At 51.7% G+C, this 21,063-nt stretch carries 22 protein-coding genes; 19 read left to right on the top strand and 3 right to left on the bottom strand.

The window, feature by feature from the left end; translation table 11 throughout:
• Positions 1–683 precede the first annotated feature (683 nt).
• On the bottom strand, positions 684–1,538 hold the full coding sequence (locus CPT76_RS13920; protein ID WP_105443338.1) for an AraC family transcriptional regulator: 855 nt from the start codon (positions 1,536–1,538) through the stop codon (positions 684–686).
• A gap of 201 nt (positions 1,539–1,739) precedes the next feature.
• Here CPT76_RS13920 and CPT76_RS13915 point away from each other — a divergent pair, with 201 nt between their 5' ends.
• From CPT76_RS13915 to CPT76_RS13905, 3 genes are all read left to right on the top strand, one after another.
• Positions 1,740–3,353: an extracellular solute-binding protein gene (locus CPT76_RS13915; RefSeq protein WP_105443337.1), complete on the top strand. Its 1,614-nt coding sequence runs from the start codon at positions 1,740–1,742 to the stop codon at positions 3,351–3,353.
• Positions 3,354–3,548: 195 nt separating this feature from the next.
• A complete protein-coding gene (locus tag CPT76_RS13910; RefSeq protein ID WP_374954676.1) occupies positions 3,549–4,406 on the top strand; it encodes an ABC transporter permease in 858 nt (285 codons plus the stop codon).
• Between the two features lie 84 nt (positions 4,407–4,490).
• On the top strand, positions 4,491–5,339 hold the full coding sequence (locus tag CPT76_RS13905) for a carbohydrate ABC transporter permease (protein WP_105443335.1): 849 nt from the start codon (positions 4,491–4,493) through the stop codon (positions 5,337–5,339).
• Between the two features lie 125 nt (positions 5,340–5,464).
• On the opposite strand, the gene CPT76_RS13900 is transcribed toward CPT76_RS13905, so the two are convergent.
• Positions 5,465–7,051 (bottom strand): ATP-binding protein, encoded by a 1,587-nt coding sequence (locus CPT76_RS13900; protein WP_105443334.1) that lies wholly within the window; start codon positions 7,049–7,051, stop codon positions 5,465–5,467.
• A gap of 238 nt (positions 7,052–7,289) precedes the next feature.
• Between CPT76_RS13900 and CPT76_RS13895 the strand changes: the two genes are divergently transcribed.
• The 14 genes from CPT76_RS13895 to CPT76_RS13835 all read left to right on the top strand — a co-directional run bounded on the left by CPT76_RS13895 (position 7,290) and on the right by CPT76_RS13835 (position 17,786).
• Positions 7,290–7,574: a hypothetical protein gene (locus CPT76_RS13895; RefSeq protein ID WP_105443333.1), complete on the top strand. Its 285-nt coding sequence runs from the start codon at positions 7,290–7,292 to the stop codon at positions 7,572–7,574.
• A gap of 240 nt (positions 7,575–7,814) precedes the next feature.
• Positions 7,815–8,681 carry a class I SAM-dependent methyltransferase gene (locus CPT76_RS13890; RefSeq protein ID WP_105443332.1) on the top strand — a complete coding sequence of 289 codons (867 nt, stop codon included), beginning with the start codon at positions 7,815–7,817 and terminating at the stop codon, positions 8,679–8,681.
• A gap of 195 nt (positions 8,682–8,876) precedes the next feature.
• Complete coding sequence (locus CPT76_RS13885) at positions 8,877–9,860, top strand: aminoglycoside phosphotransferase family protein (RefSeq protein WP_105443331.1); 984 nt, start codon at positions 8,877–8,879, stop codon at positions 9,858–9,860.
• Positions 9,861–10,025: 165 nt separating this feature from the next.
• Positions 10,026–10,271 (top strand): spore gernimation protein GerQ, encoded by a 246-nt coding sequence (locus CPT76_RS13880; protein ID WP_105443330.1) that lies wholly within the window; start codon positions 10,026–10,028, stop codon positions 10,269–10,271.
• Between the two features lie 13 nt (positions 10,272–10,284).
• A complete protein-coding gene (locus CPT76_RS13875; protein WP_105443329.1) occupies positions 10,285–10,671 on the top strand; it encodes a spore coat protein in 387 nt (128 codons plus the stop codon).
• On the top strand, positions 10,671–11,807 hold the full coding sequence (locus CPT76_RS13870; RefSeq protein ID WP_105444080.1) for a zinc-dependent alcohol dehydrogenase: 1,137 nt from the start codon (positions 10,671–10,673) through the stop codon (positions 11,805–11,807). The genes CPT76_RS13875 and CPT76_RS13870 overlap by 1 nt, the downstream gene beginning before the upstream one ends.
• Positions 11,808–11,858: 51 nt before the next feature.
• Positions 11,859–12,050, top strand: a complete 192-nt coding sequence (locus CPT76_RS13865) for a hypothetical protein (protein WP_076169411.1) — start codon at positions 11,859–11,861, stop codon at positions 12,048–12,050.
• A complete protein-coding gene (locus tag CPT76_RS13860; protein WP_105443328.1) occupies positions 12,047–12,352 on the top strand; it encodes a spore coat protein in 306 nt (101 codons plus the stop codon). The genes CPT76_RS13865 and CPT76_RS13860 overlap by 4 nt, the downstream gene beginning before the upstream one ends.
• A gap of 76 nt (positions 12,353–12,428) precedes the next feature.
• Positions 12,429–13,295 carry a cation:proton antiporter gene (locus tag CPT76_RS39635; RefSeq protein ID WP_258168417.1) on the top strand — a complete coding sequence of 289 codons (867 nt, stop codon included), beginning with the start codon at positions 12,429–12,431 and terminating at the stop codon, positions 13,293–13,295.
• A 29-nt stretch (positions 13,296–13,324) separates the two neighbouring features.
• Positions 13,325–14,311, top strand: coding sequence for a cation:proton antiporter (locus tag CPT76_RS39630; protein WP_258168415.1), 987 nt, complete (start codon positions 13,325–13,327; stop codon positions 14,309–14,311).
• Between the two features lie 106 nt (positions 14,312–14,417).
• Positions 14,418–15,206: an alpha/beta fold hydrolase gene (locus CPT76_RS13850; protein ID WP_105443327.1), complete on the top strand. Its 789-nt coding sequence runs from the start codon at positions 14,418–14,420 to the stop codon at positions 15,204–15,206.
• Between the two features lie 43 nt (positions 15,207–15,249).
• Positions 15,250–16,008 (top strand): TrmB family transcriptional regulator, encoded by a 759-nt coding sequence (locus tag CPT76_RS13845; RefSeq protein WP_105443326.1) that lies wholly within the window; start codon positions 15,250–15,252, stop codon positions 16,006–16,008.
• A 155-nt stretch (positions 16,009–16,163) separates the two neighbouring features.
• Entirely contained in the window at positions 16,164–17,348 is a 1,185-nt protein-coding gene (locus tag CPT76_RS13840) for an MFS transporter (protein ID WP_105443325.1), read from the top strand.
• Between the two features lie 33 nt (positions 17,349–17,381).
• The gene (locus CPT76_RS13835; RefSeq protein WP_146116243.1) at positions 17,382–17,786 is read left to right on the top strand and encodes a hypothetical protein; all 405 of its coding nucleotides are present in this window, start codon (positions 17,382–17,384) and stop codon (positions 17,784–17,786) included.
• A gap of 70 nt (positions 17,787–17,856) precedes the next feature.
• Here CPT76_RS13835 and CPT76_RS13830 read toward each other — a convergent pair whose 3' ends face one another.
• Positions 17,857–18,165, bottom strand: coding sequence for a winged helix-turn-helix transcriptional regulator (locus CPT76_RS13830; RefSeq protein WP_258168414.1), 309 nt, complete (start codon positions 18,163–18,165; stop codon positions 17,857–17,859).
• Between the two features lie 197 nt (positions 18,166–18,362).
• Here CPT76_RS13830 and CPT76_RS13825 point away from each other — a divergent pair, with 197 nt between their 5' ends.
• Together CPT76_RS13825 and CPT76_RS13815 are read left to right on the top strand one after the other, a co-directional pair.
• Positions 18,363–19,790, top strand: coding sequence for an MFS transporter (locus CPT76_RS13825; RefSeq protein ID WP_105443323.1), 1,428 nt, complete (start codon positions 18,363–18,365; stop codon positions 19,788–19,790).
• A gap of 622 nt (positions 19,791–20,412) precedes the next feature.
• Positions 20,413–21,063: ABC transporter substrate-binding protein (locus CPT76_RS13815; protein ID WP_258168413.1), on the top strand; the 651-nt coding region annotated here is incomplete at its 3' end.

The following is a 21,063-nucleotide window of genomic DNA, read 5'->3' as shown; positions in this document are numbered from 1 at the left end:
GTGTAGCAAACTGATTATTCCTCTACNCGGAATCGGATTCCTTCCCGGTCGGCTCGCCGCCAAACGGGGATCCGATTTCTCCCTGAACACGAATTCGAGACCTGAAAGCTTGTCAGGCAGTGGCGGAGAAACCACGTAATTATAAGTTGCGTTGCCGGAGCAGCTTACGCCCCGATCCATCCGGCAATCATAATATTCTCCCATATCTAACGCGAAGTTGGATATGTCAGTCGAGCATTCCGGGATTGTCACATCACCGTCTACATGTAGCGTCACGACGCTGGCATTGGCGTATTGCCGAACCGAAGTCAGCGTGAAATAGTATCCTTCATGCTCCTGCGATACTAGCACCGGAACATGCTTGATAAAACCGGCAGGTTCGACGATCGGTTTGAAAAACTCGTCGGATCGGATGGCACCAAAGATCATTTTTAGAAAGTCCTCATAAAGCCCCGTTTCGGCCGCCCATTGGTCAATGTACGCGAAAGGCGGGTAGCCCGGATTCCCTTCCGAAATCTCTTTGCGCTGCTGCAGCAGCTGGCAGATTTGTCTGTCGATGGGGAGCAGGCTTTCATCATAATGCTCGGTGGGTCGTGTGAAAGGCATCCGTTTCATCATCATTCCTCCTCATATATTCTATTGTACCCCAAAGTGCTAAATGTTGGAAAACGATCAGCGAAGAATCATTCATAAAATAGCAGCCGCTTCGAGTATGCGTTGCGGAATTCCGTCGGGGTCAACCCCACGATTTTTTTGAAGGATTTCATGAAGTGATGCGGGTCGCTGTAGCCGAGCTGACTGGAAATTTCACTTACGTTCTGGTTCGTATCGGTCAGCAGATATTTGGCCAGCTCCATTTTTTGCTGCAAAATGTACTGTTTCAGCGAAATACCCGAGACGGTTGTAAACAGATGGGACAGGTACTTCTCGTTGTAGCCGAAGTGCGAGGCGATTTGGGAGACCTTGATATTCTCGTGGCGGCTCCATTTGATGTAGTCGAGAATATCGTTGTACAGCTGGGTTTGCTTAAACGATTTGCCGGGGTTGTTCTTTTCGAAGAACAGTTGGTTGTAGAGCTCGCAAAGGATAACGGTAGACATGTAATCATTTAAGGTCTGTTCGTTGTAGCCGCGCACCGAATCCTGGAGCTGCTTCATCATGACGACGATTTTCTCGGGATTGCGCAGGGTGCCGTATTGGGGAATGACGATCCGCCCATTCTCGTGAACATGGGTATAGTGGGAGAGGTCGAGCTTGGGAAGGTTCTGCGAAGACGAAAAGTGCAGCCAATAAAAGCTGCAATCCGACGGCTTGGCTCCTTTCTGGCGCGTGAACGGGGGAAGCAGCAGATACTCTCCCTGGGAGACCTCGTAGGTTTCATCGTCTCCGGAAATGTACAGCGTCCCATGTGTCATGACAATAAGCTCGTAATCCATCAAGTAACGGCTTAAATGAATCCAATCCGCAGAGGGAGCAACGAACTTGCCGGTAAGCTCCATATGGACCGGACGCTCGATGCGGAGCTGATGGGCATTCATCTAAAGTTTCACCACCATTTCTAACCTTTTTCCACCCATTGAAGGGTCGGTAGAACCTAAAATTATCACACGGCAACAAAAGGCACCATCAGCAAGTGCAAACCTTTTGACACAAAATCGATCGTTGAACTATTTTGCCCTCTCAGGATTGAGTATAAGCTTGTGTAAACGGATTCATAAAACCCAAGGGGAGGATGAAGGATGAAAAAAATACTCGCATCCGTGCTCGCGCTTACACTCGGAACGTCACTGCTGGCGGGCTGCAGCAGCGGCGGCAATGAGCCGGAGGAACCAACCGCGCCAGGGGGAAAAGTAAAGCTGAAAGCGATCATGACAAAACATCCGCTCACGCAAAAGTTCGAGAACATGAAATGGCTTCAGGATGCGGAGGAGAGGGCAGGGGTTGATATCGAATGGCAGGAAGTGTCCGCCGACTGGGATCAGAAGAAGGGAGCCATGCTGGCCAGCGGGGATATTCCCGATTTGATCGTTGGCGTTAACTCCATTACCGATTCGGATTTCGCCCAGTTTCCGGGGTTGTTCCAGGACCTGTCCGGAATGATCGACCCATATGCTCCGAATGTCAAGGCAATGTTCGACGCCAAACCCGAAACGAAAATCATAGCCACGCAGCAGGACGGTAAAATATACGGACTGCCCAAATATCAACGGTTCTGGCCCGATACGGCGACCCGTCAGTTTATTAACAAGGAGTGGCTGGACCGGCTGGGGCTCCAGATGCCCACGACATGGGATGAGCTGTTCGACGTGCTGAAGGCGTTCAAAGACAAGGATGCCAACGGGAACGGAGATCCGAACGATGAGATCCCGATGGACTTTGCCCCGACGGGAACCGTCGCATTCGGTTATTTTATGCCGACCGTGCTGCTGGGCAGCGAAGGGATTACGTTGTCCGATGGCAGCGGAAGCGGATATTTTGTAGAGGATGGCCAAGTTAAAAACTTTTTCATCGACGATCGTTACAAAGAGTTAGTCAAATTTTTAAACAAATGCTTCAGCGCCGGTCTGATAAATCCCGAAGTATTCACCCAGGACTACACCAAATACCAATCCGTGGCGAGGGGTAAAGGAAATACGGCTACCGTTGGCTTTACGTGGGGCTGGGAGGTCACCGACCGTTTCGGCAACGCGGTAAGTCCGCAGTATACGGCTATGGCGCCGCTAAAATTTACAGCGGATTCCACCGTTCAGCAGTCGTGGTCGTACGATTACAACACGCTGAATTACGGTACAAATACCGTTCAAATGTCCGCCGCTTCCAAGCATAAAGAAGCCGCAATGAAGTTCATCAACGAATTGTACAACCCCGAGGTCAGCATGCAGGTGCTCTTCGGTTCGCTTGGCACGAACATCAAGGATAACGGGGACGGATCGTTTGCCGTACTGCCGCCGCAGGATCAGGCCATGGATCCGGGAACCTGGAAATGGACCTCCACCTGGGCCGATAACGGACCGATGTATATCGCCGACTCGCTGAAGCTGACATTGGGTACAGACATGCAGTCGGTCGGCAAGCAAACCGAGCCGCTGCAGAAGGTGCTGGACTCAATCGATAAGGACAACGATGTGTTCCCGAACCTGTTTATTAAATACAGCGCGGTGGACAACAGCACGATGGCTCTCGCCAACACGGCGCTTGTGCCGATGGCATTGGCCAAATGGTCGCAGTGGATCACCAAAGGCGGCGTGGATAAGGAGTGGGACGCCTATGTGGAAAATTGCAAAAAGACAGGGCTCCTGAAAAATATCGAAATTATGCAGAAGTACTACGACGACTATAAAAGCAAGCTGTAAAACGCGATCCCCGGTCCGGTGCATGCTCCCTGCATCCGGGCCGGATAATCTAGTATGCAAGCACTGCTGTTACAAGGAGGTAATCTGGTCATGATATCGCGATCCGGCCCCAAATTAAAGCAGGCCGCTTCTTTGCCGAAAGCACGCAAACAAACCGTTCTGAATACGTTCAGGCGGGACTATCAGCTGTGGATCATGATTATGCCCGCCGTTGTCGTTATTTTTATTTTCAACTACATCCCGATGTACGGCATTCAACTGGCTTTTCGGGACTATAGCTTCACTAAGGGGCTGACCGGAGGAGAGTGGAGGGGATTGTTCTACTTCCGGCAATTCTTTGAAAATTACATGTTCGTGGATCTGATGAAAAATACGGTGGTCATCAGCGTGGCGACGATTGTGCTCAGCTTTCCCGCACCGATCATTCTGGCCCTGCTCATCAATCAGGTCAGGTTGAAGCGGGCGAAGAAGACGCTCCAGACGACCGTGTATTTGCCGCATTTCATCTCGACCGTCGTCATGGTTGGACTGCTGAACGTGCTGCTCTCGCCGAACTCGGGAATCATCGGGCACCTGCTGCAGTGGCTTGGCCTCGGGGATGTCAATCTGCTGGGGTCGACCAAGACGTTCGTCCCCGTATATGTACTGTCGGAAATTTGGCAGCATGGCGGATGGAACAGCATTATCTATTTGGCCGCTTTGTCCACCGTGGATCCGCAGCTGTACGACTCCGCAAAGATGGACGGAGCAAGCCGCTGGCAGACGATCCGGTATGTCGACATTCCCGCCCTGGTGCCGACGATCATTATTTTATTTGTGCTCAGCATGGGCAGCGTCCTGGGAACGGGCTTCGAGAAAGTATTTCTGATGCAAAACCCGCTCAACTTGCCGGTTTCCGAAGTCATTGCCACCTACGTGTACAAAATCGGGATTATCAGCAGCCAGTTCAGCTATTCGGCCGCCATCGGCCTGTTTAATACCGTCATCAACTTTATCTTCCTATTTGTCATGAACATGATCGCCAAGCGGTGCTCGGACATTAGTCTGTGGTAGAGACGGCGATCCCGAAAGGAGCATGGAGTATTGATACTTACACATCGTAATCGCAGGAGTGCGGGGGACGTTCTGTTTCAAGTCATGGTTACCGCCCTGTGCGTGCTGATTTTTCTGATCGTGGCCTATCCGCTGTACTTCGTTGTGATTGCATCCATCAGCGATCAATCGCTGGTGTCGACAGGCCAAGTGACGCTGTATCCCAAACATATCAGCTTTTTTGGCTATCAGGAAATTTTTAAGGATGCCCGCATTTGGACCGGATACAAAAACACGATCATTTACACGGTGCTGGGTACGGCGGTAAACCTGCTGTTTACGCTGCCGGCCGCCTATGTCTTGTCGCGGAAAGAGTTCCGCGCCCGCCGTTTTATCATGTTTGCCTTCGTTGTGACCTTGTTCTTTAACGGCGGCCTGATTCCAACCTACCTGCTGATGAAGCAGCTGCATTTGACCAATTCAATGTGGGTGTTTATCATCCCGTTTTCGGTCAATGTGTACAATTTAATTATCGCACGGTCGTTCTTTGAGCACTCCATTCCGAAAGAGCTGCATGAAGCAGCTTCGATGGACGGCTGCAGCCACTTCACTTTCTTCGTAAAAATCGCGCTTCCGCTCTCCAAGGCGGTTGTGTCTGTCATCGCCCTGTATTATTTAGTCGCCCATTGGAACGATTTTTTTACCGGACTCATCTATATCCAGAGCAATTCGCTCCAGCCGCTGCAAATCGTGCTGCGGGACATCCTGCTGTCCAACCAGGTGTTTTCATCCGGAGCAGGCTCCGGCGGAGCTGCCGGAGGGTATGCGCAGCAGTATGCGGACCAGGTCAAATATGCGGTGATCATCGTATCCACACTGCCGATTCTTATCGTGTATCCGTTTATACAGAAATATTTCGAAAAAGGCGTCATGATCGGCTCGGTCAAAGGTTAGTAGAGCGGGTTCATGCCAGCACGAATGAATAAAGCCGCCGGGCAGCTGTGCCCGGCGGCTTTTGTATCATCGAATCATCATAATGATCGGACCTTTAGAATCGTTTCGATGGCAGGGATCGACGATTAAGCTCCCTCGGTCAATACTGGCAACGTAATCGTGAAGACGGATCCTTCGGATTCCATGCTTTTGACGGTGAGCGTACCGTTGTGATCCTGGATGATTTTATGGCAAATAGATAGGCCGAGGCCGGTTCCTTCTTCCTTGGTCGTATAGAACGGATCGAAGATTTTCGGGAGCAGGTCTTCGGGGATCCCCTTTCCCGTATCGGACACGTCAATGGTCACCATCGAATTCGTTTGATGCACCTGAATATGGATATGACCCGGCTGTTCCATCGCCTCGATGGCATTGCGCACCAGATTTATCAGCACTTGTACGATTTTATCCCGCTCCATTTCAACCATGACGGAATCACTGACATTCTCCATGCTGATGCTGTGCCCTCTGGAAGTCACTTGCGACTCGGTTAAATTTCTCGCTCTTTCCACGCAATGCGAGATGGGCTCGGGCCGGATGTTGCCAAGATGGGGCTTGGAAAACTGCAGAAACTCCGCCGTCAGCTCGTTCATACGCGTGATCTCGTTGGTGATGATATCGACCCATGGCCCGATATTGTACGACTGCGATTTGGACAGGTGGATGAAGCCCTTCAGCGTTGTGAGCGGATTCCGGATTTCATGAGCCATGCCCGCAGCAAGCTCGCCGACGATTTTCAGCTTTTCGCTTCGGAACATTTCCTCCTCCCGCTTCAGCCACAGCATCCTCTTTTTCTGAAACAACCGGTCTTCGGCCAGCATGATAATATCATGCGAGGTTGTGCTTTCCCGGGGAAACCGGGCCGTGCTGTAAGTTACCTCATAGCCAAGCTTGCCCGATTCAAGAATATCCTGGGCTTGTCCAAGCGACCCATCGGTATCCGGGATCACCATGGCAAACCGGTCCCCGGCATAACGGGAAATGGCGAAGGCGCTCGGGAAGTAAGTCCGGATGATGAGCGATATTCTCGTCAAAATTTCGTTGCCGCCGCGGATGCTTTCCTTGTTTAGGCTTTTAAAGTCCTGAAAATCCAGCAGGATCAGTACAAACGGCGATTTTTTCGTTTCAACTAATTCGTTGACGGCACTGACATAACCGTCGTAGTTCAAAAACCCGGTCAGCGGATCATGTGATGCGAGAAACTGGTTTCGCCTCAAGAGCCGCTTTCTTTCAATCTCGGTTGTGACGAGATAACGCATTCCAAGGACGATTAATACCAGACTAACCAGATCGTAGACCGAAACCAATAGATTGTAACGGTCCCAGGGGAGGTAGCTTAGCCGGATGACGGTATACAACATGGAATAAGCAAATGCCAGCGACAGCGTATACTTCAAGTTTCTCGTATTTCGGGTTTCCATAATAATTAATATAAAGTAAATGATTTGCGTCCAATTGAGCTGGGAACTCCAATGGAAGAAGGCGAGGCTTACGGATTGAAGAAGCAAGGAACGGCTGCTGGACTCGGCGAAAAAAATCATGACCCCCGTCAGCATCGCTCCGGAGAGAAATAGCAGAAAGATGCTGTCGGCTTTGCCCAACAGAATGGAAGATAACATGATAAATGTAGTTAAGGAAGGAATCAAGACGTGTCTTGTCTGTTTTACGATCATGTTTATGCTCCTAGGGAAAAAAGTAAAATTTCAGTAAGCCCTTATCTACTGCCATTATATCGGATAGGCTCTGAAAACAATGTCGAATTTCCGTGTCGCCTTGGAAATGATCATGATTTTTTTTCTCCTATGGAGAAAACAGATTTTATGGTATAAATGACCTCATAGCCCGCCGGATGAATTCGGTGTGGAGGGATGCCGGAAGGATCCGGCACGAACGCAAACCAGGGGGAGTGTCATGCGGACGTATTTTGTCATCAGCCAGATCATCTATGTGTTATGTTTTATTCCGTGGCTGCTGATTTGGGGGATTTCGTTCATGGGGTTTGATAGTGGAATCAGTGGAGCGGCCATCGCCTTGGTGTCCGTGATCGGCGTTTACCCGCTCGTCACCATTGCCTGTGCCATTATGGCCTGGGTGTTCTACAAGAAGAGGAAGAGAGCGGCGGTCATCGTGAATTCGATTCCGCTCTTGTGGGTACTGGGCATCGGCGTGCCGGTGTTCGCATTGAATCTTTCGTGAACGATTCAAGAGCATGAACAATGCAAAGCCCGGCAGTTTCAGGATAAATCCTGAGTTGCCGGGCTTTGCGTCTTTACAGCACCTGCTTTGGCTACCGACCGTTAACCGATGGTCATTCGGACAAAGCCTCATAAAAATATCCCGCAGACTCCACTTTAAAGCTATACTTTTCCAGGGATATCCACTATTGTTGACTGTGTATCAATATGGATGACCAGAACAATCGGGGAGTGTGAAACAGTGGAGTCTTATGATTGGGATGAGAAGATGGGGTATTTGCGCCGGAGAATGAATCTTTATTATAATGACGACTACATCGCGTTTTTGGTCAAATCGGTTTGGAAATGGGAAACACCGGTTCGGATCGTCGATTTCGGCTGCGGTTACGGGCAGCTGGGCTTGATGATGCTTCCGCACCTGCCGGAAGGCTCAACTTATACGGGGATCGATCCGGGAGCAAGACAGATTGGGTCGGCCAATGAGCTGTACGCTCACCTGCCCTGGAAGGCCGAGTTCATTCAGGCGGAGCTGGCGGATGCTGACCTGGGCAGCGCCTTTGATGTCGCCGTATCGCACGCAGTGCTTATGCATAGATCCGATCCCCTGCAGCTGCTGGCCAAGATGGCCGAAAGCGTGAAGGACGGAGGAACGGTCATTTGTTACGAGCCTCACGGTTGTGCTTCCATGTCGAGCTATTATTTTGATGATGTTTTATCTACGGAAGTCATGCCGCTTGGCCCCCTGCAGAAGCTGCATGAACAGGATGCATTGCGGACCGGAAAAGACGCCAACATCGGCATGAAGCTTCCGGTTTACTTTTCCCAGCTGGGGCTGCGCCGGATCGAGAGCAGAATCAGCGATAAGGTGAACTATTACGACCCGGCACAGGATTCCGAGGAGACGAGGGCTTTGTTCAGCAACTTGCAGTTTGAATGCCCGGCTCAGGAGGAAGACTTTATTCAAGCGCTGATTGAGCGGGGGCTAACCCAGGAGGAAGCAGAGCGACTCTATATCGCAGAGGACCTGTTATCCCAGGTCAATACGCCGTCGATTGCGTTCGCCCATGCGCCGAGCATGAAAATTACATTCGGTACGGTAGTCCGATAAGTCCGTGTAACATAAAAAGGAGCTGTTCCCAAGGTTCATTGACCTTCCGGGACAGTTCCTTTTGCTTACGACCATTTTTAACCAGACCTTATTCAACATCATAACAGAACCGAAAGAAACAGTCTATATTTTCAGCAGGGGACTGGGGTATAGTTGGTGATGCCGGCAATCCAATCATAGAAACGGGGAAACAGTATGGAAAATGCATGTCATCTTTCCGAGTCGGAATTAACGCATTATACCAAGCAGGTATTCGGGTCGGGTTACGCGATCTCGCAGATTACGCGGCTGAACGGAGGGGCCCAGAAGGTGGTCTATCAGCTCGATTTTCTGAACGGTTTTTCCTGTATGCTGTACGTTTGGGATTTATCCATGAATTACTTTCGGGAAGAAATCGAACATTCGGATCATGATATGCGCTCCTATGGAGCCGACTTGTTTGGTGAGAACAACCGGGTATTAACCCAATTGGGCATTCCCACACCCGAACTGTATCACCTTAATCTGGAGCGCCGGGAGTATGCGTTTGATTATGCGCTTGTCGAACGTATTGGGGGCGGCAAAGCGGAAGACTATTTTGCACACCCGGATACGGCAGAGCAGCAGCGATTGTTTCGGCAGATCGGGGAGATGGTAGCCAAAATGCACGATAGCGCGAGAGATGTGCACGGGCGGCCCGGTTCAACCAAGCCTCCGCGGAAGTCCTGCCAGCAGGAGCTGGTGGACAATGCCCTCAGGCAGATCACGTATGCAGCCTCTTATTTGCCTGAGATTGCGGCTGCTCAAGAGGGGCTCATGTCCGTCCTTCAGGAATGTTCATCGCGAATTCTTCCAAGGACATCTTACGGACTGATTCATGGCGAACTTGGACCGGACCACATATTGGTGAATGCGAATCTGGAGCCGTATCTGATCGATATTGAGGGTGTAACCTATTTCGACATTGAGCATGAGCACAGCTTTCTCGAGTTTCGGTTCGGGGAGCATTACCGCTATTTCCGTCAGGACCATCTGGATCCCGACCGGATGGCCTTCTACCGCCTGCACCACCATATCTCCTTAATCGGAGGCGGTTTAAAACTGCTTCACCGCGGCTTTCCCGACCGGCAGTTTGCCCAGGGTATCGTGGATCACCATCTAGAGTGCGCCTTAAAATATGTTCATAAAACATTCCATTAACCCATTAACTGTGGAAGCCTCTATCAGAGGCTTCTTTTTTGTGAGGAGCAACCCGGCAGGCAAATTTTATGATCCCTGGAGTGCCGCGGAAACTGAATCAAGCTATATACAGGAGGATAACCTATCCTTGCAGACATCGTTAAATAAAGGAGGTACAGGTCAGACATGAAGGATTTTCCGCTTGCACCCCATGAATCGATCGATCTTCATGAAGTGCTCAATTTTAAAACGCTCTGCGTCGCCAAATCGAAGCTGATGCAGGGGATGGTTTTTGACAAAGAACTGAAGGCGCTGATGCAAAAGGACGTTGAACAGTCCACGCAGGCCATCAACGAGCTGAAGGCCGTTTATGAACGAGCTCCGTTTCAGGCTCCGGTTCCGGAAAGCAAGCCTGCCCCCATCCTAAATTGAAGGTGATACTCTGATGAACAACGATTATTTAGATCCGATCAATTCGCTCAACATGCCGGAGATGGCCGATATGACTTTTGCTATGGACTTTTTGATCCGGGCGAAGGAAGGGGTTCGTAATACTGCGGTTGCCCTGACCGAAACCGTATCCACAGAAGCGAGGGAACTGCTGAAAAAGCAGCTGAAGCAGGGGATTGCCCTTCATCAGGAAATAACCGAGCTGATGATCCGTAAGAAATGGTTTCACCCGTATGAGCTGCACGAGCAGTACCAGCTGGACCAGCTGTCGGCCAAAAACACGGCCATGATTGCCGGGATGAACCTGTTTCCCGCAGATACTTCGCGCAAAGGGATGTTCGACCGGACGCCCGATGAACATATGGAGGAAAGCCGAGCATGATGAAAGCCGTTACGTACCAAGGGGTTAAAAATGTCGTCGTCAAGGACGTCCCCGATCCGAAAATTCAAAAACCGGATGACATGATCGTCAAGCTGACCAGCACCGCTATTTGCGGCTCCGACCTGCATCTGATCCACGGCATGATTCCCAATCTGCAGGAGGATTACGTCATCGGTCATGAACCGATGGGTATAGTGGAGGAAGTGGGGCCCGAAGTCACCAAGCTGAAGAAAGGCGACCGGGTCATCATCCCGTTTAACATCGCATGCGGGGAATGCTTTTTTTGCAAAAATCATCTGGAGAGCCAGTGCGACAATTCGAACGACAACGGGGACATGGGTGCGTATTTCGGCTACTCGGGAACGACTGGCGGTTATCCGGGCGGGCAAGCCGAGTATTTGCGGGTTCCATTCGCCAATTTCACGCACTTCAAAATTCCGGAAAACAGCGAGCGGCCGGATGAGAGCCTTGCTCTAATCGCCGATGTGATGCCCACCGCCTATTGGAGCGTAGACAATGCCGGCGTAAAGAATGGAGATACGGTCATCGTGCTCGGCTGCGGTCCGGTCGGTCTTCTGGCCCAGAAATTCTGCTGGCTCAAAGGGGCGAAGCGGGTCATCGCCGTCGACTATGTGGATTACCGGCTGCAGCATGCCAAAAAGAACAATCATGTTGAGACTGTCAATTTCGAGCAGCACGACAATGTTGGTACATACCTGAAGGAAATCACCAAGGGTGGAGCCGACGTGGTCATTGACGCGGTGGGCATGGACGGGAAGATGAGCGACCTCGAGTTTCTGGCGAGCGGCTTAAAGCTGCAAGGAGGCACCATGAGCGCCTTGGTCATCGCCTCCCAGGCCGTTCGCAAGGGCGGAACGATTCAAATTACAGGCGTGTACGGCGGCCGCTACAACGGATTCCCACTAGGGGACATCATGCAGCGCAATGTGAACATCCGCTCCGGACAAGCTCCGGTCATTCACTATATGCCTTATATGTATGAATTGGTGGCGTCCGACAAAGTAGACGTGGCCGACATCATTACGCATGTCATCCCGCTCAGCGAAGCCAAACGCGGTTACGAAATGTTCGATACGAAGACGGACAACTGCATCAAAGTTATTTTAAAGCCGTAAAGTACTTGACAACACAAGGGAGTGAAGTTCTTGATAAATCCAACGTATGCCATGCATGAATTGTTGGAGGCGCATGAAATTGCCGCCTTCAAGACGGTTTGTATGACGAAGTCCAAAACGATGCAGGCGCTGGTCACAGATCCTGAGCTCAAGCTCATTCTCCAGCAGGATGCCGCGATGTCATCCGATCAGCTGGCCGAGCTTGCAGCCGTTCTGAACAAAGGAAAGGAGACGCTGCAATGAATCCCGTATTGGAATACATGACCGGCACGAACAAATTAACCGACGATGTGATTGCCATGGACTTTCTGGTCAGCGCCAAGAGCGGCGTCCGAAATTTGGCGATGGCCGTAACGGAATGCGTCACTCCGGAAATCAAAGGCATCCTGGAGCGGCAATTGGAACAGGCAATTGATACGCATGAGAAGATTACCAAATACGCGATCGCCAAGGGGCTGTACCATCCTTTCAGCGTGCAGGAGCAATTGCGTGTCGATCTGCAGCAGATTCGGACCGCGCAGAGCATTCCCTTTCCCACGCCGTAACAGCTTGATTTGTATCAGGCATCTTATCGGTAACTGCATACGCACGTTATCAATCACTTTATCCCGGCGGTCCCCGGTGCCTCTGATCCAGATTGCGCTTGGCGTCGCGGTCACGTACATTCCCGGCGTGCATCATGTACCGCTGAATCCCGAACTGTTCTTGCTGCTCTTCATCGCGCCTCTGCTCTTTAATGATGGAAAAATGACACCCCGAGACGAGCTGTGGCAGCTGCGGTCGTTCATTCTGCTGCTGGCGCTCGGCCTCGTGTTTGCCACCGTGCTGATTGCAGGGCCGTTCATTCACTGGCTCATTCCGGCCATCCCGCTGTCGGCGGCTTTTGCGCTGGCGGCCATTTTGTCGCCGACCGATGCGGTGGCCGTCGGCTCGCTGTCCGGCCGGGTGAAGCTCCCGGGCCGCATCATGCGCCTGCTCGAAGGTGAGGCGTTGATGAACGACGCTTCGGGCCTCGTTGCTTTTAATTTTGCCATTGCCGCAACCGTCACCGGCCATTTCTCCCTGCCGCGGGCGATTGGCAGCTTTATCGTGATCGCGGTCGGCGGGATTGTGGTCGGAGCGCTGCTCGGCTTTCTGGCGATTTGGCTCCGCATGCTGCTGCGCAGGCTTGGGATGGAAGATGTCACATTACATGTGCTGATTATTATTTTGACACCGTTTCTGATCTATTGGATTGCTGAAGAATTTCACGTATCCGGTATTTTGGCCGTCGTTGCTGCCGGTGTAACCCATGCGATCGAACGGGACCGGATGAGGACGGGATCGGCGCGCCTGCGCATCGTTTCCGACAGCACGTGGTCGGTCATCCTATTCTCCTTGAACGGTCTCGTGTTTCTGCTGCTTGGACTCGAAATTCCCGCGTCATCCGACGGTATGGCAGGACTAAGGCATACAATAACGGCCAATCCATTGCCTATATCGTGCTGATTACGCTGGTATTAATGGTCCTTCGCTTTGTGTGGGTATGGGCATCGAACCGCCAATTCCGTTCCGCCGTGCAGACAGCGTTGTCCGGTGTCCGGGGAGCCCTGACGCTGTCGGCGGCCTTCTCCATTCCGTTGACACTGGCCGACAACAGTCCTTTCCCCGAACGGGACTTGATCCTCTTTATCTGTTCAGGCGTCATTCTGCTGACCCTGATCAGTGCCAGCGTGTTACTGCCCATCCTGACCCGCGGTCCCCAGGTGGATCCCGCTCTCGCCGAGGATGCCGAGAGACAAGCACGCATCCGTGTCATTGAGGCGGGTCTCCGTACGGTCAAAGAGGAGAAAAACGATGAAAACCGGCAGCAGGCTATCGAGCTGATCGCTGCGTATTCTCGCAGGCTGCAGATGTGCAGATTCAGAGATCGTGCGGAAATGAACAGATTATGGAAAGAGGCTGTGGAAATCCGGCTGGAGGCGCTTGAGGCGGAGAAGGAAACCGCGGACCGATGGCTGCAGCAAGAGCGGATATCGCCAAAACTTGCGGATCGGTTCAAGGCCACGATATCGCAGATCGAGCTGCTGCTGTCCACCCGTTTCAAGGTGAAGAAGCTGATGATCGTCGGATGGTCGGCCATCACCCGGCTGTTCCAAGGCAGCAAACACAAAAAAGCCCGCATGACACCAGACCACCCGAAGTGGAATGCTTATAAGGCGCTGAAGCTGGAAGCGATCCGTGCTGCGATAGAGCGGGTTAAGGGGCTCGAGACATCGGGCAACCGGGACACCATCGCCATGATTATTGCCGATTACCGCGGGCTGGAGCTGCATCTGACACAGGAACCTGCACACGAGGAGCGGGCTGAAGAGATGGATGCGGTCCGCCGGGAGCTAGAACTCAAGGCGATCCAGTCGGAGCGGAACGAAATTCAAAGGTTGTTCGAAACGGGTGAGATCAGCCGGGCGCTGGCCAACAATTTAAGGCTGGACGTCAATTATCATGAGGCGCATCTTTTTTGAATCGCAAACCGTGCATGAGGAGGAGGAGGAGCATGCTTAGAAAGCTGCTTTGCCTTCCCTGCTGAGAATGGTAAAATAAGCTCATTCCGGTTGGGGAGGGGAAAGTATGGAAGCTTTCGTTAACGGGATCAAGCTCCATTATGTCGATGAAGGAACCGGCTTCCCGATGATTGTATTGCATGGGCTTGGCCTGGACGTTCACTCGATGGAATCCGTCATTCACTCGTTCAGCACTGATTTTCGCGTCATTGCCATCGATGCCAGAGGGCATGGCCTGTCGGATAAGCCGGCAGAATACAGTCTCTCGGATCATGTTCGGGATGTCATCGCGGTGATGGATTTCCTGAAGCTGGACAAGGTATACCTGGTGGGTGGATCGATGGGAAGCTATATCGCGCAAGGAGTCGCCATTGCCGCTCCGGAGCGGGTGGAGAAGCTGGTGCTTGTCACGCCCAAGTCCAACGGCAGGACCTCGTCGATGGCCCGTTTATTCAGTGAGCATGCCGAGGAACTGGAAGGTATGGATACCCCGGCAAAGGTGCAGCATTTAAGCCGGTACATGTTTCACAATCTCTCATTGGTCGGAGTGTGGATGCAGCATGTTCAAGAGGGTGGAACAAGCTTGACGGAGGAGCAGAACGCCGCTTCCAACCGGGCGCTTGAAGGGTTTGATTTCCGTCCCGATTATGGCCGGATTACGGCGGAGACGCTGATCATCAGCGGGAGATACGACGGTCTGAATCCGCCGGAGTGGGGCAGGGAAATCGCGGATGCCATTAAGGGAGCACGGTTCGTGGAGTTTCTTCACTCCGGGCATGCGCCGCATGTGGAGGAGCCGGAGCGGTTTGACCAAACGGTAAGAAGCTTCCTGCTTGCGCCTCCGGAACAAAGCTGAAGATTGCACCGACCAAGCAGCAAGGGGAGCGGGGATAAAAGTCATGTTACATAAATTCGGATTTTCACAATATGAGAGCAAGGTGTACGAGGCGTTGGCGTCGGCGGAGCAGCCGATGGACGCCACGATGATCGTGAAGCATTCCGGCGTGCCTAAGGCGAAGATATATGAAGTGATCTCCCGGATGGTGGAGAAGGGGATGGTGCTGGAATCCGTTTCGGAAAAAAAGAAGCTGTATACCGCATTGCCTCTTCCGCTCGTAATCGAAAAATTAACGTCAGAGTTTCAGTCGGACATTCAGGAGCTGGAGCAGCTTAAGGTTCAGAAGGCAGTCATCGACGACCATGTCTGGAGCTTGAAGGCAGACTCATCGATCGGATCCCAGTTAAAGCAGATGATGGAGAATGCAGAGCGCTCGATCCGGTTTTCGGCATGGGAGGACGATTTCCACAAGTATCTGCCTATCCTGTTGGAGAAGCAGCAAAATGGCGTCAAAGTGGAGGGTGTCGTGATTGGCGATACGCCTGATGGCCTGCCCCAGATCGTCCCGATGAAGCCTAGCGAGCAGCATGTCATGCTGGAGCGGTTCAGGCTGCTGATCGTAGACGACCGCGAGGTCGTATTCGCCGGCGTGGAGAATGATTCGTGGCAGGCGATCAAGACCCAGTCACAGCCGTTTGTGCGCGTGTTTACGGACTATTTCCATCACGATTTGCTCTTGGCGAAAATAACAGGCAAATACAATGATATTCTGCTGAACGACGAGGAGATTATGACGGAATTGCTTCAGTTGAAATATTAAGCGCGTCACGTGAAAAACGGGTGGACCCGGATCCACCCGTTTTTTATATGCAAAAAATAGGGGTTGATCCTCATTTTGAATTAGGTTACCATTGCAGTAGTAACCAAACCAAACATGGAACAGAGAGATTTTTACAGAGGGGAGTTACATGCTGCATGAATTTTAAAATTTACATTTTAGCGATCGCCTGCTTCGTGACCGGAATGGTGGAGCTGATCGTCGGGGGGATGCTGGATCTCGTTTCATCGGACCTTCATATTTCGGTGAGCACAGCCGGGCAGTTGATCACTTTGTATTCCGTGGTATTTGCCGTATCGGGGCCTGTGCTGCTGGCGGCAGCTTCGAGGGTCGAACGTAAACTGCTGTACCAATGCGCCCTGCTGGTCTTCATTGCCGGCAATGGGCTTTCGGTCGTCAGCCCGAATTTTACGATGATGGTGATCGCGAGAATTTTGTCGGCGGCGAGCGCCGCGCTCATCACCGTGCTGTCTATAACGATGGCTTCCCAGATGGCGGAACCGGCGTACAGAGCCCGGGCAATCGGCGTTATCTTTATGGGAGTCAGCGGCTCCCTCGTACTGGGCGTACCAGTGGGCATGATGCTGGGCAACGCTTTTGGATGGCGTGCTCCGTTTGTCATGATCTCCATTCTGGCCGTTATATCGTTCATCGCGGTGCAAATTTTTATTACCAAAACGCCTCCCAGTGAGACCGTGCCTCTGCGCAAGCAGCTGGCATCCTTGAAAAACGGCAAAATCATTTTTGGCCAGCTGATTACGATTTTGATGCTGACCGGTCACCTGACCTTATATGCTTATCTGACGCCGTTTTTGCAGGAGACGCTGCACCTGAGTCCTTCCATGCTCAGCCTGTTTTATTTTATTTTTGGCATCGCGGCTGTCCTTGGCGGCGGGGCAGGGGGCTGGGTCACCGACCGGTTTGGGCCTGAGAAAAGCATTCTGACCATTGTCAGCGTGTTTGCCGTGGCCATGGTGCTGATGCCGATATCTACGGTTTCGGTGTATGTCTGCCTGATCGTGATGATCGTCTGGAGCATGCTCAGCTGGTCGATCTCTCCTTCAATGCAGAGCTACCTGATCAAAGCGGCACCGGAATCGCCGGACATCCAGCAGAGCTTGAACAGTTCGGCATCCCATATCGGTATTGCTCTGGGGTCGGCGATTGGAGGCATGGTGATCGAAGGATCGTCGGTGTATTACAATGCCTGGGTTGGCGTTATTTTCGTCCTGCTCGCACTGGGATCCGCGGTGCTGTCGATTACTTGGAAAAAGCGCCGGACCCAGTCCCGTGCGGCTGCGGGCGTCCAGGAAACATCATGATGGAGGTGAATTCCGCAGTGGCGGCACAGCGGAATGTCAATGGAACAACAGTGGAATATGGAGCCCGCCAAATGCATGGCGTTGACCGTTCAGTTGATGCAGGGTCGGATCTGCCCAGTGACCGGCGGTGATGAAGAAGCAGACGGCTTTTACCAAGAGTTGGGGCGATTTGCCCAAGACCCTGTCATTCACGAGCTGCTTGAGAGTGGAAGCTTTGAATTGGTTGACGTGGGGGATGATGATATATTTGCTTACAAACGAAGCATGGATCAGCATCGGCTGCTGATCGTAGCGAATATGAACATGGAGGAGGCGGCATTCCGGGGTGACGGAATAACAGGCGGACAGAAAATGGTATCCGTCTATCCGGATACCGTTCCATCCGAAGCGATGCGGCTGCGGCCGTATGAGGCGTTTGCGGTACTGATCAACGGATGAAGGAGGGGAAATCCCTCCTTTTTTTGTGCACTGCTGGATGTTTTAGTATAAGGGGTATCTTAATCGGTGCCTAGTTGGAGTTGGATTGTTTAAGGTGGCTGCCCATCGCTTTTTTATAAGAACTGCCCCATTCCCTGATCTGCAGAATGACCGGTTTGATCGTCTGGCCGAACTCGGTCAGCGAATATTCCACCCTCGGGGGGACCTCAGGATAAACCACTCTTTGGACGATTCCGCAGTCCTCCAGCTCCCTAAGCTGAAGTGTGAGCATGCGCTGCGTAATTCCTGGAATGATCTGACGCAGCTCGTTAAAGCGTTTGGTGCCGTCCAGAAGGGTGTACAGGATCATTCCCTTCCACTTGCCCCCAATGATATTCAAAGCGACTTCAACGGAGCAGCCCTGGAGATATTCGGCGCGGAGTACGCCATATTCCGGATTTTTCTTCTAACCCGATCCCTCCTCATAAGTTACAAGAAGTATACTGTACCCAAAAATGTGCGTACTTACTTCTCTCCATTTTAGCACATATAATCAGATCAGCAGCTGCATACATGGACTAAAGGAGAGAAAAGGATATGGAAAATCAAGCTTTAACAGGCCGACAAGCTTCACCTTCTGTAGCGGGATACCGCTGGTGGTCCTTGACCGTCATCCTGCTTGCGACCTTTATGGCAATTCTTGACGTATTTGTTGTGAATGTTTCGATACCCGATATTAAAAAAGGCCTTTCGTCAACCGACGGGCAGGTAGAATGGGTGGTGACTTCCTATACGATCGCTTATGCCGTTTTATTGGTGACCGGCGGGCGGTTGGGCGATTATTGGGGGAGAAAACGGATGTTTCTCTGGGGAATGACAGGTTTCACCGTTGCATCCGCTCTTTGCGGCATGGCCCCAAGTGCTGAGCTGCTGATTGCCGCGCGGGTACTCCAGGGCATGTCGGCAGCCATGATGATTCCGCAGGTCCTATCGACCATTCAGGTCCATTTCACCGGAAGAGAGCGGGGGATTGCGCTGGGTATATACGGCGGGGTGATCGGTCTGGCATCCGTTGCCGGGCAAGTGATAGGCGGTTTTGTGCTGGAATGGAACATCGCAGGACTGGGATGGCGGAACGTATTTTTTATTAATATTCCATTCGGAATCATCTCAATCGTCGGATCCATGATCGTACTAAAAGAATCACGCTCGGATTCGCCCTTCGTCAAATTGGACATCATCGGTCTTTCGTCCATCACAGTGGGGCTGCTGCTCCTGATATACCCGCTGATCAGCGGAAGGGAGTCGGGATGGCCCTGGTGGACCTATGCATCCTTGGCATTGGCGGCACTTGTCATCTCGCTCGGTCTGGCCTATGAACGCCATGTGAAAAAGAAAGGAAGGGTGCCTTTCATTCAGCTGTCTCTTTTTCAATACCCCGCTTTTACAAGAGGTCTGCTTGTGACATTAGCCTATTATTCCGGCAACGCCGGCTTATACTTTGTTCTCGTCCTGTTTCTTCAGCAGGGTCTGGGACTATCGCCGCTGGCGTCAGGCTTAACTTTTCTGCCGCTCGGAATCGGGTTTGCCGTATCATCCATGCTTGCCCAAAAGCTGGTCAAGGCTTTTTCCGAAAAAGTCGTATATTGGGGCGCGATCCTGATGCTCGTCAGCGATCTTGCGCTGATCGGTCTATTATATGAATCGGGAGAACATTTAAGCAAAACGCTGCTGTATCTGCTTATGCTCCTTGTGGGAGCTGGCCAGGGAGTCATTGCTCCCCCGCTGCTTCAGACGATACTTTTCAGGATCCGCCAGCAAGATTCAGGGGCTGCCTCGGGGATCCTGACAACGATGACCCAAATCTCTCAGGCATTAGGGATAGCGATATTAGGCGGTGTGTTTTATACTCTGGCGGATCACCACGGGTACGTTACTGCGTTCAGAGACGCGCTGTGGGTCCTACTTGCCTTAGGCACGGCTGTGCTGATTGGTTTAATGAATTTGATTCGCCTCCATAAATGAGAGCTAGGACTGACTTAGAAGTTCCAAAGGAGAGCTTAAGGGCTTCATCGGAAGGATTACAGATTTCTAGACCTCAGAGATAAGCCTTCCGATGAAGACGATATACAACAGGCATAAGATCAGCATCATATTTAGCAGTATGGTGCCCAATGAGAGAATGATTTGATTTCGGCTCCCTCCAGGGTAAAGTCCGGCTATGCCCCAAACAAAAGACAGGGTGGCGGCTATGAGCAGAAGACCGAAAGGGTCCAACCGAATCAGTTGTCCAATTCTGAATGCGAGGTCGGGGGTTGTCATGAGGAGGATAAACGCAGTCCAGCAGATAAGGGCAACTCCTAATGATATGGCACCGCTTCTTCTCATATTTCTCGCTCCTGTGGGTTATTTAATACCAAGTATACCCAAAGACGGGTCACTGTCACGAAAAAAACACTTGATAATGAGATTCATTATCACTTATGATACTTAAAGAGATATCTTTCACGTAAAACCGGATGGATCATGGATGTACATATAGGTTTTCGTAAAAATAATAAGACTCTAGCCTATATAGAATGAACTAAAGTTTTGCATTTCTTTAGTTCATTCTATATAGATGAACCAGTGGAGGGGACATACAATCATGAAATTCAAACTTAAAGGATCACTGTTGCTCGTGCTGCTGATGAGCTTTACTGTATTGGCCAGCGCCTGCGGCGATAAAGCCGGCAATTCGAATACAACGGATTCGGGGGCAGCGGCAGGAGGTAACAGCACCGCGGATACCAAGCAGGAACGCGTGCTGACGGACGCGCTTGGTCATGAAGTGAAAGTGCCTGCGAATCCGCAGCGGATCATCGCTTCCTATTTGGAGGACCACCTGCTGACGCTTGGCGTCAAACCGGTTGCCCAGTGGTCGACTGGCAAGGGTTCCGTGCAGTATTACCTGCAGGATCAGCTGAACGGCATTCCGGAAATTTCTTACGACCTGCCCTATGAAGCCGTCATGAGCTTTACGCCGGATCTGATCATCCTGAGCAGTGCGGACATGGCGACGGACGACAAGTACGAGCAGTACTCCAAGATCGCTCCGACCTACGTCGTAGGTAAAGAGAAGAGCAACAATTGGCGCGAAGAACTGAAGGCGGTCGGCGAAGTTCTCGGTAAGAGCAAGGAAGCAGAGGAAGCCGTTCAAACTTATGATAAGAAAGCTGCGGACGCCAAGGAGCAGCTTCAGAAGGCCATCGGCACGCATACGGCCGCGGCACTTTGGGTGACGGGCAAAGACATCTAC

Origin of the sequence: Paenibacillus sp. AR247, assembly GCF_002968895.1 — a bacterium.
GTDB lineage: Bacteria > Bacillota > Bacilli > Paenibacillales > Paenibacillaceae > Paenibacillus_AQ > Paenibacillus_AQ favisporus.
Note: the sequence above shows the minus strand (reverse complement) of the source record. Positions and strands in the feature narration are given on the sequence as shown.